Here is an 11405-nt window from a genome sequence, read left to right on the forward strand (position 1 = left end):
ACGTCACATCAAGTCTTGATGAATCGGTCGCTTTCGAGACGTGGAGCGCGGTCATCGCGCCGCTGTTCGAACCACGGCCATGCGGGCCGCGACGCAAGACCCCGACCGGATCGGTAAACGGTATAATCATCCGCGATCTTTTGATCGCCAGGGTCGCCTTCAACGCGCAGGACTTCGCCCGCGACGAGCAGCGGATCTCCACGACGCCCGATCATCTGCTGCTGCATCTTTATCAGCGCGGCGGCTTCACCGGCGCCATCAGCGGACAGCAGGCCTCGATCGGGCCCGGCAAGGTCGCCATCATCGATCTCAGCTACCCGGTCAACACGCGCGCCTTCGCGTCCAACACGCTGTCGTTGATCGTTCCGAAGAAATTGCTCGCCGACGAAGCGCTGAAAGCGATCAAGCCGAAGCTCGATCCGTTTCGCAACGATCTGCTGGCGGCCTATATCGTGTCCCTGAAGGAGCGCAGCGCACAGCTCACTCAGGCGGACGTCAACCGCACGGTGAACGAAACAGCGGACTTTCTGAACCGGCTATTCGTCTGTGCCTCGAGCGAAAAGGTTTCGTTCAAGCAGCAGACAGACGAGACGCTGGTGGCAATGAGCGAGGCGCTGATCCGGGACAATCTGGCACTGCCCGAATTGTCGCCGGATTGGCTTGCGGGAAGGCTGTCGGTGTCGCGCGCCTCGTTGTATCGGCTGTTCGAGGATCGCGGCGGCATCATGCGCTATGTGCAGGAGCGGCGGCTGCTCGCCGTCCAGGCGGCGCTCAGCGATCCGCTCGAAAACCGCAGATTGTCCCGCCTCGCTGCCGATCTTGGTTTCAAGAGCGAAGCGCATTTCAGCCGCAGCTTCCGGGCGCGCTTCGGCATCACCGCGAGCGCGTATCGCAAGGCTCAACTGGCGGCAGCAGCAGCCGTGCAGCTCACCAACCCGACGGTGGTCCACCAATGGTGGACGACGGTGAGCCAGAATCTGAATTAGCTCGATACGTTGGTCCCGCCCCCGCCGATCAAGCGCTCGAACAGCACCCGCACGTCGGCCTGGGTCTCCCGCAAGCGCGCCTCGAGCGACGAAAAGTCGGGCGCATCGCCGGCGCGGACCATCAAACGCAGCAGGTCGTCGCCCGCCGTCTTGGGATCGAACTTGTCGCTGACGCACAGCCGCAGGATCTGTGTGAGATCCTGATACAGCCGTGCCGCGGGCCGCAGAACGTCGGCGGCCTGCTGCGGCAGGAAACCGAGCCGCGCCGCGTTGTCGAGCGCCGCCAGCGTGTTGACGGCGAGAATGTCCGGCGCCTCGTGGGCGTGAACGAGTTGCAGATACTGGGCGATGAAGTCGATATCGACCATGCCGCCGGCAGCGTATTTCAAATCCCAGACGTCGTCTTCGCCCTTCTCGAGCGCGATGGCACGGCGCATCTCGGCGACGTCACTGGCAATGATGGCGTGGTCGCGCGGCCGCGTCAGAACGTTGCGGATCACCTCTTCGATCCGCGCGCGGAATTCCGGATCGGCCGAAATCACCCGGGCGCGGGTGAGCGCCAAGTGCTCCCACGTCCACGCCTCATGCTCCTGATACTCGGCAAAAGCATCGAGCCGTGACGCCACCGGGCCGGCGCGGCCGGACGGCCGTAGCCTCATATCGACGTCGTAAAGAACGCCGTAGTTTGTGCGCGTCGTGAAGGCGCTGATCAGCCGCTGCGTGAAGCGGGCGAAATACTGAGCGCCATGCAGAGAGCGGTCGCCGTCGGAATCCGGCTGCTCGTGATCGAAATCGTAGATGAGAATCAGATCGAGATCCGACGACGCCGTCATCTCGCGGCTGCCGAGCTTGCCCATCGCCAGGATCGCGGTGTGCTGGTCCTTGATCCGGCCGTAGGATGCGGCGAACTGATCGCTGACCAGGCGATGCACGGTCCCGACGATGCCTTCGGCGACGTCGGCAAATGCGACGCTGGCCTGCTGGGTCGACACCGTACCGGACAGGATGCGCGTGCCGATCAGGAACAGGCTTTCCTGACCGAACAACCTCAAACGGTCGAGAAATTCCTCGTAGGAGCCGGCGTCGGCGAGCGTCGCCGCCAAACGTGCGGAGAGTTCGGCTCGGTCGGGCATCGCGCCGAAGAAGCGCGGGTCGATCAATCCATCCAAGATCTGCGGCTGGCGCGCCAGCATGTCGCCGAGCCGCGGCGCGGCGCCAAGCACGAGTGCCACCAGCGACAACAGATCGCGGTTCTGATCGAGCAGCGTGATCAACCGGCCGCCGCGCTGCAGTGCCTGCAGCAGCCGGTCGAACGCCACCACAGCATTGTCCGGCGCCTCGGCGCGCGCCAGTTCGGCGATCAGCGGCGGCACCAGATCGCGTAGCGCACGCTGCGTCGTCTCGACCTTCAGAATGCGATAGGCTCCGCTGATCCACTGCTGCAGCGTGGTCGCAACCATGACCGGCTTCTTGAAGCCGAGGGCATGCAGATGATCGAGCAGCCGCGTGTCCTGCGGGCCCGCGCCGTAGTCGACGTCCGGCAGCTTGGCGGTGCCGGTCGGGTCGCCTTCGAACAGCTTCTCGTAATGCGCCTGCACGCATTGCAGATGCGCCAGCAGATCGCGCGCGAACGCGGCGCGGTTCGCATAGCCGAAGAACCGCGCAAACCGCTCCATGCTGTCGATCGTATCGGGCAGCGTGTGAGTCTGCTCGTCGGCGATCATCTGTACCCGATGCTCGACGCGGCGCAGGAATTCGTACGCCACCGTGAGTTCGTCACGCGCCTGGTGGGTGATCCAGTTGCTCTCAGCCAACACTTCGAGCGCCCTGAGCGTCGGCCGCACCCGCAGCTCGGGATGACGGCCGCCGGCGATCAGTTGCTGCGTCTGGGCAAAGAACTCGATCTCGCGAATGCCGCCGCGGCCGACTTTGACGTTGTGGCCTTCGACCGCGACCTCGGTCTGGCCGCGAAACGCCTGCATCTGGCGCTTCATATCGTGCACGTCGGTGAGCGCCGCGAAGTCGAGATGCTTGCGCCAGACGAACGGCGCGATCTCGGCCAGCAGCACGTCGCCCGCAATGATGTCGCCGGCACAGGCCCGCGCCTTGATCATCGCAGCCCGTTCCCAGGTGCGGCCTTCGCGTTCGTAGTAATTGAGGGCCGAAACGGTGGAGATCGCGACCGGCGTCGAGGCCGGATCCGGGCGCAACCGCAGATCGACGCGGAAAACGTAACCATCCGGACGGCGCTGCTGCAGGATGCGGCTGAGCCCCTGGGTGACGCGAACGAAGAACGGCTGTGGTTCGATGTCCGGCGCCAGCGTCGGCGCTTCGAGATCGTAGAACACGATCAGATCGATATCGCTCGAGTAGTTGAGCTCGCCGGCGCCCATCTTGCCCATCGCCAGCACGACGAGACCGCTGTCCTGCTCGGGCATATCGGGATTGTTCGGATTGAGCCGGCCCCGCGCCGCCTCCTGCCGCATCAGAAAGCGCAGCGCCATCTGCACCGCGCCGACGGCGAGATCGGTCAGCGCCTTGGTGACCGTCATCACCGGCCAGACGCCGCCGATGTCGCACAGTGCAATCAGCAGCGCCGCCTCGGCCTTGAGACGGCGCAGCGACGCCATCACGCTGGCTTCCTCGGAGGCTGCCGCAACCTCAGTCGCAGAGGTCTCGAGCAGCGTTTTGAAGCGCTCATCCGGATCGCTGCGCATCAGCCGCAGCAGCCGAGCCGCATCGGCGCGGATCAGGTCGAAGAGATACGGCGAAGCTTCGGCGATCGAATGCACCGCGGTGGCCAACGCGGGCGCGCTGCGCAGCACGTCGCGGATCGCATCGGCTTGTTCCGGTGCGACGTCGGCGAGCCAGCTCTCGAACCGAGCCGTCGCCTGATCGGGAGCAAAGACGAGCGGGCCAGCGCGGAACCGCGTGGCCAGGCTGGAGGTGTGGAGGTCCGCGCTGATCGCGGAAGGGATCATACCGTGGCCGGTTCTGAAATCGTTGGCTCGGCCAGTCCTTCGCCCGCGCGGGCGGGAATTGCAAGCGTAGCGCGCAAACCCGGATGCGCGTCGCCAAGTCGCAGCTCGCCGCCGTGCAGCGTCGCGACCGCGGAGGCCAAACTGAGGCCAAGTCCCGAGCCAGGCTGGGTGCGGCTCGCCTCAAGTCGGACGAAGCGCTCGACCGCATGTTTGCGGTCGGCTTCGGGGATACCGCGACCATGATCGGTGACGCTGAGCAGCACCTGATCACCGTCCTGGCGAGCTTCGATCAGGATGCGTTGGGCCTTCGCATCAGGCGCCGCCGCCTCGCCGTCCGCCGGTTGCAGCGCTGGTTCCGGCACGCCGTACTTGATGGCGTTCTCGACCAGATTGGCCAGCGCCTGGCTGATCAACTCGCGGTTCCCGTGCATCGGCGCGCGGCTGGCCTCCACCGCCAGCGACAAGCCGTTATCCTCGGCGAGCGGCTCGTACAATTCGTGGATGCCGCGGGCGATCTCCGCAGCGTCGAAATCGATCATGTCGCCGCGCGCGTGACCGGACTCCGCACGTGCGATCATCAGCAGCGCATTGAAGGTGCGGATCAGCCCGTCGGACTCTTCGATCGTGCGCTCGAGCGCCGCGCGGTAGTCGGACTCGGAGCCGGCACGCGCCAGTGCCTCCTCGGCGCGATTGCGCAGCCGCGTCAGCGGCGTCTTCAGATCGTGGGCGATGTTGTCGGAGACTTCCTTGAGGCCGCTCATCAGCGCCTCGATCCGCTCCAGCATGGCGTTGAGATTTTCCGCCAGACGGTCGAGTTCGTCGCCGCTGCGCCCGACCGGCAGACGGCCGGAGAGGTCGCCCGCCATGATCCGCTGCGTCGTGCCGGTCATCGCATCGATCCGGCGCAGCACGCGGCGTGCGACGAAGATACCGCCACCGAGGCCGAGCACCACGACGATCAGGATCGACCACTGCGCCGCCGAGCGCACCACTTTGAATATCCGCCGCCGCTCCTCCAGATCGCGACCGACCAGCAATCGGAAGCCGCTGGACAATTCAGTGACCCGCACCAGCGCGCGATGGTCGGAGCGACCCTGATCGTCGAGCCGGCGATAGAAGGTCTCCTGCCAGCCGATCTTGCTCATCACCCCCGGCGCCAGCGCGCCGACATTGCCGGCGACCGCCTGCCCAGCCGGAGTCGTGACGAGATACAGATTGGCGCCCGGCCGCAGCGCGCGGTTCTCGATGGTGAACACCAGCCCGCGCAGGCCGCGCCGCGTGTAGATGTCGTCGATCTCGCCAATCTCGGCGTTGACGGTGGTGGTGATCTGATCGGTGATAAGGCTGTGCGTGGTCCAGGCGAAATAGACCAACAGCGAGGCCGCGAACAACCCGAACAAAAACAGATAGACCAGCGTCAGCCGAAACGCGGTGGTGCGAAAGAGCTTACCTAAGGCCGTCACGGATCATGTACCCCGCCCCGCGGATCGTGTGCAGCAGCGGCCGGTCGAATCCCTTGTCGATCTTGGAGCGCAGGCGCGAGATGTGGACGTCGATGACGTTGGTCTGCGGATCGAAGTGATAGTCCCAGACGTTCTCCAGCAGCATGGTGCGGGTCACCACCTGGCCGGCGTGTTTCATCAGATATTCGAGCAGCCTGAATTCGCGCGGCTGCAGCGTCAGCTCCTCGCTGCCGCGGGTGACGCGGTGCGACAGCCGGTCGAGCTCGAGGTCGCCGACGCGGTAGCTGGTTTCCTCGGCCGGGCCGCCGTGGCGGCGTGACAGCACCTCGACGCGGGCGAGCAGTTCGGCAAAAGCGTAAGGCTTCGGAAGATAGTCATCACCGCCGGCGCGCAGGCCCTTGATGCGGTCGTCGACCTGGCCGAGCGCGGACAGGATGAGTGCCGGAGTACGGTTGCCCTTTTCGCGCAGCGTGCCGATCACCGACAGACCGTCGCGCTTGGGCAGCATGCGGTCGATCACCAGCACGTCGTAGTCGCCGGAATCGGCCAGAGCCAGCCCCTCCTCCCCATCGCCGGCCAGGTCGGCGACATGGCCGACTTCGCGAAACGCCTTGACCAGATAGTCGGCGGATTCGCGGTCGTCCTCGATGATCNAGGAGCGCATATGGCTTTCGGGCTGCGTCGGAATCTGNCGATTTTTCATCACCATGGCGTGCCTTCGACCTCCCATGCAGGCGTGCATGATCGGCCCCGACATCATCCCTGAAAAAACGGGCGGTGAAGCTGGGGGACTTCACCGCCCGCCTGTCCCTTCCGACGGAGGGGGGCTGTCTCCGCACCGGAAGGTATGGGGCGGGGACGGGCTTTGGCACCCGTCCCCAGGAAAGCGCCGTCGACGGGGGCGACGAATGCCGGCGACACTCTCCAACTCGTAAGGCTCGATCAGCCCTTGGCGATCGGCACCGCGACGAACCGGGACGAACCGCCGGTGCGGACGCGGACCAGGACGCTGTTCTTTTTGTCTGACTTGGCGGCCGCAATCGCTTCGCTGACATCGGCAGGCTTCGACACCGTCTTGCCGGCAACCTCGAGAATAACGTCGCCTTCCTTGAAGCGATCAGCCGCCGTGCCCTTCGGATCGACGTCGGTGACGACGACGCCTTCCTTGCCGGCACCGGCGACGGCACCTGCCGGCGCGATCGTCAGGCCGAGCTTGGGCAGCTCAACGCCGCGGCTGGAGCTGCGGCCACTGTCGCCATCGTCGCTGTTAGCCTTGGCCTCGATCTGGTTCGGCAACTGACCGAGCGTCAGACTGACCTCCTTGTCAGCCCCCTTATGCAGCACCGTGAGCTTCACGGTGTTGCCGGGCGCGAAACCACCGATGGTGCGGGCGAGTTCACGCGCGTCCTTCACCGTCGTGCCGTTGACCGCAGTGATCACGTCACCCGACTCGATGCCGGCCTTGGCGGCGGGACCATCCTTCTGCGGCTCGGCGACCAGCGCACCCTCGGCCTTTTTGAGCCCGAGGCTGTCGGCGATCTCCGGCGTCACCGGCTGGATCTGCACGCCGATCCAGCCACGGCTGACAGAGCCCTTGTCCTTGAGCTGCTCCACCACCGTCTTGACCGTGTTGGCCGGGATCGAGAACGCGATGCCGACGCTACCACCCGACGGCGAGTAGATCGCGGTGTTGACGCCCATCACCTCGCCGTTCATGTCGAACGCCGGGCCGCCGGAGTTACCTTTGTTCACCGGCGCGTCGATTTGAATGAAGTCGTCGTACGGGCCGGAGCCGATGTCACGGCCCATTGCCGAAACGATGCCGGCCGTCACCGTGCCGCCCAGGCCGAACGGATTGCCGACCGCGAGCACCCAATCGCCGATGCGCGGCTTGCCTTCGGACAGCTTGGCGAATGCGAAGTTGCTGCCGCCCTCGACCTTGATCAGCGCCAGATCGGTGCGCTGATCGGTGCCGATGACTTTCGCCTTGTAGGTCTTGCCGTCGTCGGTGGTGACTTCGACCTTGTCGGCACCGTCGACGACGTGATTGTTAGTGACCGCGTAGCCGTCGGCCGAGATGAAGAAGCCGGAGCCCTGCCCGGTGACGACTCCGCCGCCGCGCGGTCCACCGCGCAGGCCGGGCGGCAACTCACCGCCGAAGCGCTTGAAGAAGCGCTCCATCGGCGAGCCGGGCGGGAACGGCGAATCTTCGCGATCATCGTTCTTCGACGCCTTCTCGGTGATGTTGACCTTCACCGAGATCACCGACGGCTTCACCTTCTCGACGATGTCGGCAAAGCCGACCGGCTGCTGAAACTTGTGGATGTCGTTGCCGACCTGGGCGTGCGCCGGCGTGCTGAACAGATCGCCAGACGGCAGTTGGCCGAGACCAACGGCGCCGACACCGAGACCGGCCACCACCGACGCCATCAGGGCGAAACGGCGCGCCGAGAACAGCGACCGGCGCACAGGCCGGTAAGATGGCATCGAAGAGAGATCGGTGCGGCGGTCGTTCATGCAGAAGTCTCCAGAGTGGTCGGCAATGCGGGCTCTGCCCGTTGCTGGACAACATGGGCATCGCCGCCTTACGGCGCTCTGGATGCGGAATTAATCTTTTGTAACTTTGCGGTAACGGGCTGCGGCGGTTGGTCGCGAGTAACTCGCGATGCGATCACAGGATTGTCAACACTCGTACAATTCTGTCGGGAATCCGATCCGGCCGGCGCCCGCTACCTGTGCGCCGCGTCCTCGCAACTAACTGATAATCAAGTAAATCTCCTGTGGCCTGCTTCTTGCCAAGGCGGAGCCGAAGGACGCGCAGCGACAGTGAGCTGCCAAGCGTCGACCTACGTCACATCACGCACACAGGAGAGCGCCTTGGCTAACATCACCTTCTCGTCCCCCGTCATGGCGAAGGACGTCACCGTCTATGCCGTCGCCGGCGACCGCGGCACTATTCTGGCCGTCGCCAAGGCGCACAAGATCCCGATCCCCTTCGACTGTCAGGACGGGGAATGCGGCTCCTGCCTGGTCCAGGTCGAGCACTACAATCCGAAGGCTAAATCGGCCGTGGCGCTGACCGAGAAAGAAAAGGAAGTGCTGCGCCAGCTCGGCAAGATCACCAAGGATGAAATCGCCAACGCCGAAGTCAACGACGTTCCGCCGCGCTACCGCCTCGCCTGCCAGACCTTCGTGCGTAACGAGGACATCCTCGTCAAGTTCGAGGGCGACAAGACTCAGCCGCAGAAGATGGCGGTGACGCCGGCGGCGGCACGCTACAAGGGTGGCATGGAGATCAACACGCTGCCGGATTTCTTCAGCTACGCCGCCAAGGTCGAGGAAGACGCCGCGCTGCACTACGACGAACTCGCCAAGGCGATGGCGGCGGCCGGCAACGAGCCGGTGGCGAAGCTGTTCGCCCAGCTGGCCGATTTCTCGCGGCTGCATCTGGCCGAAGTGAAGTCGCGCGCCGGCAGTATCGACGTCAGCAAGCACGTCCCGCCGGACTACGCGTGGCCCGATCACGCGACGCCGGAGCGCGCGGCGGTGTGGGCATCTGATAGTTCGCTGACGCGCCTCGGCGCGCTCAAGGCGGCGCTGCAGGGCGAACGCCGCGGCTATGAGTTCTATCGCGCGGTCGAAGCCACCACCAAGTCGGCTGAGGTCGCCGCGGCGGCTAAGGAATTCGTCGGTGAAGAGGCCGAGCACGTTCGCATTCTCGAGGCCTGGATCACGCAGGAGGAATGGGCGCAGAAGCACGCCGCCAAGGCCATCGAGAACGCCTGATACTTACGCCAATGATACTTACGCCAACGACGGAGACGGCCGGCGCCACGACGGCGCCGGCCGAACAACGAAGGATCACCACGATGGAAACGGTCGAAGAGTTTCTGGCGCATTCGATCAAACTCGAGCAGGAAGCCGCGCTGCGGTTCGGCCAGCTCGCCGACGCGATGGATAGTTGCGGCAACAAAGAGGTCTCGAAGCTGTTTCGCCAGCTCGCGGACTACTCCCGCATGCACCAGGCCGATGCCCAGGCGCGCGCCGGCTTCCGCGACATCCCGCAGATGGAGCCCGGCGATTTCCAATGGCCGGGGGTGGAGAGCCCGGAAACGGCGGCGATCTGGGGCACCGACCCGTTCATCGGCCGCGACCTCGCATTGCAGATCGCACTGGAAGCCGAGACCGGTGCTTTCGACTGGTACAAGAATGTCCTCGACACCACCGACAATCCAGAGATCAAGGTGCTGGCCAAGGAATTCGTCGAGGAGGAAAGCGGCCACGTCGCCGAGCTGCACCGCTGGATCGCTCTGCACAAGGCCGGCAAGCCGCTGCCTATGGAGATCACGCCGTTCTGAGCGGCGCAACTCTGCTCATGCTCACGAGCTCGCCCCGGCGGGGGTGAGACGGCCATTTAGTGCTTGGGGACTTGACGCGCTGACCCCACGGCGTCGGGAGCCTGCGGCACACTTCTTGCTTCTGATTTGCACTCGTTTTGACGGGAACGAGTGTCGAAGCAGGGAGCCGACCATCCATGCATGCGGTCTTCGCACCGAGTTCGCATCGCACTGTGGACTCCTTCCAGAGCGGTGTCCGCCAGGTCTGCGGCAACTACGCGGTGCGCTGCAAAAGCTCGTCGGTCGGTCGCGGCATCGACGGCTTCGGCGCCCACACCGGCCTCTTGCGCCAAGCCGGCACGGAGATCGCCTATGTGAGGCTGTCCGGCCTCGAAGTCCAGCGCAGCGACGCTCAGATCCGCCGCGACTTCGTCGATCACTTCGTGGTCACGATGCAGCTGTCCGGCGTTGCCGAGATGACGCAGGGCGCGACGCTCGCTCATTTGCGCCCCAACGATGTATTCGTCAGCGACGCCACCAGGTCGAGCCGCTTCCGCTTCGATCGAGAGTCCGAGCAGGTGTCACTGCATATCGCACGCAGCGACGCGTTGACACGGTTCGGCCGCTTGATCGAGGGGCCAGTTCTCATCCCAGGTAGCAGCGGATTCGCCATCGCAATGCGCGTCCTGCTCCAACGCATGATCTGGCAGACCGCCCATGGCGACGACAGCGTCGTGGCCGGCGATGACGACGGCGTAGCGCCGGCATGGTTCGGCCACGACACACCCGATCAGTACCGCGAAGCGTTGTTCTCGGTGCTGACCAGCGCGCTGGTCGATGCCAGGAGCGGCGGGGCTGCACACCGAGAACCGCACGACCACATCTACGACAAGGCGCTGTGCATCATCCATCAGCAGGCCAACGACCCGGCGTTCACGCCGGGCCGGATCTGCGACGAACTTGGTATCAGCCCTCGTCAGCTCCAGCGCAGCTTTGCCCGACACGGTGACAGCGCGCGCGACCAGATCCTCTCGACCAGGCTGGAGCGCGCGCGTCGCCGCATCCAGAGCGAGCCCGAGTTGACCGTGACCGAAGCCGCCTATGGCTGCGGCTTCAGCGATCTATCGTTCTTCTACCGCGCGTTTCGCCGGCAGTTCGGCAGCGCGCCCGGCGAGCGACGCCGCCCGCAGCAGGTGGCGGCCGACGCCACGCCCGCCCCAGCGCCCAACCGGTCGCATCAGTCCTAAACGTCGGTCGCTTCAGTCGAAGCCGCTCGCCCTCGCCGCGCCCTAGGCTCGCGTCCGCGATCAGCCAGCGAAAGGCGACCCATGAACGAACGGATCGACGGAATTTCCGCCGCAGACCTGCTGCTGCCGATGACCATCGGCGGCAGTCCCGTCACCACCGCCGATAGTTTGCGGTGACCAACCCCGCTACCGGGGGCATTGTCGGCTACGCGCCCGAGGCCGGGCCTGCAGAGCTCGATGCGGCCATCGCCGCGGCAACCCGGGCGTTCCCCGCGTGGGCCGCGACCGACGACGGCGTCCGCGCGGCAGCCTGCCTCGCCATCGCCGACATCATCGAAGCGCATGCCGACGAACTGGCGCGCCTGATCACGCTTGAACAAGGCAAACCGCT

General features: G+C 65.3%; 9 protein-coding genes. 5 read left to right on the forward strand and 4 right to left on the reverse strand.

Going from position 1 to position 11405, the window contains the following annotated elements; all coding sequences use genetic code 11:
• Positions 1–986: helix-turn-helix domain-containing protein (locus I5M_RS18900; protein ID WP_022722825.1), on the forward strand; the 986-nt coding region annotated here is incomplete at its 5' end.
• Here the strand turns inward: I5M_RS18900 and I5M_RS18905 are convergent.
• The 4 genes from I5M_RS18905 to I5M_RS18920 form a co-directional block, all read right to left on the reverse strand.
• Positions 983–3967: a bifunctional [glutamine synthetase] adenylyltransferase/[glutamine synthetase]-adenylyl-L-tyrosine phosphorylase gene (locus I5M_RS18905; protein WP_022722826.1), complete on the reverse strand. Its 2985-nt coding sequence runs from the start codon at positions 3965–3967 to the stop codon at positions 983–985. The genes I5M_RS18900 and I5M_RS18905 overlap by 4 nt on opposite strands.
• Positions 3964–5430, reverse strand: coding sequence for an ATP-binding protein (locus I5M_RS18910; protein ID WP_022722827.1), 1467 nt, complete (start codon positions 5428–5430; stop codon positions 3964–3966). The genes I5M_RS18905 and I5M_RS18910 overlap by 4 nt, the downstream gene beginning before the upstream one ends.
• Positions 5414–6094, reverse strand: coding sequence for a response regulator transcription factor (locus I5M_RS18915; RefSeq protein ID WP_199900049.1), 681 nt, complete (start codon positions 6092–6094; stop codon positions 5414–5416). Before I5M_RS18915 ends, I5M_RS18910 begins: the two co-directional genes overlap by 17 nt.
• 278 nt (positions 6095–6372) lie before the next feature.
• The gene (locus I5M_RS18920; RefSeq protein ID WP_022722829.1) at positions 6373–7947 is read right to left on the reverse strand and encodes a Do family serine endopeptidase; all 1575 of its coding nucleotides are present in this window, start codon (positions 7945–7947) and stop codon (positions 6373–6375) included.
• A gap of 360 nt (positions 7948–8307) precedes the next feature.
• Between I5M_RS18920 and I5M_RS18925 the strand changes: the two genes are divergently transcribed.
• The 4 genes from I5M_RS18925 to I5M_RS18945 all read left to right on the forward strand — a co-directional run.
• Entirely contained in the window at positions 8308–9216 is a 909-nt protein-coding gene (locus I5M_RS18925; RefSeq protein WP_022722830.1) for a 2Fe-2S iron-sulfur cluster-binding protein, read from the forward strand.
• A gap of 83 nt (positions 9217–9299) precedes the next feature.
• Positions 9300–9788 (forward strand): ferritin family protein, encoded by a 489-nt coding sequence (locus tag I5M_RS18930; protein ID WP_031337017.1) that lies wholly within the window; start codon positions 9300–9302, stop codon positions 9786–9788.
• 176 nt (positions 9789–9964) lie between these two features.
• On the forward strand, positions 9965–11014 hold the full coding sequence (locus tag I5M_RS18935; protein ID WP_022722832.1) for a helix-turn-helix domain-containing protein: 1050 nt from the start codon (positions 9965–9967) through the stop codon (positions 11012–11014).
• 173 nt (positions 11015–11187) lie between these two features.
• Positions 11188–11405: aldehyde dehydrogenase family protein (locus I5M_RS18945; RefSeq protein WP_244432051.1), on the forward strand; the 218-nt coding region annotated here is incomplete at its 3' end.

The organism is Rhodopseudomonas sp. B29 (assembly GCF_000333455.1).
Taxonomy (GTDB): domain Bacteria; phylum Pseudomonadota; class Alphaproteobacteria; order Rhizobiales; family Xanthobacteraceae; genus Rhodopseudomonas.

Bases quoted from the DNA above. Each gene is read 5' to 3' on its own strand.
- I5M_RS18905 (WP_022722826.1), bottom strand. From the start codon at position 3,967: ATGATCCCTTCCGCGATCAGCGCGGACCTCCACACCTCCAGCCTGGCC.
- I5M_RS18920 (WP_022722829.1), bottom strand. From the start codon at position 7,947: ATGAACGACCGCCGCACCGATCTCTCTTCGATGCCATCTTACCGGCCT.
- I5M_RS18930 (WP_031337017.1), top strand. From the start codon at position 9,300: ATGGAAACGGTCGAAGAGTTTCTGGCGCATTCGATCAAACTCGAGCAG.
- I5M_RS18935 (WP_022722832.1), top strand. From the start codon at position 9,965: ATGCATGCGGTCTTCGCACCGAGTTCGCATCGCACTGTGGACTCCTTC.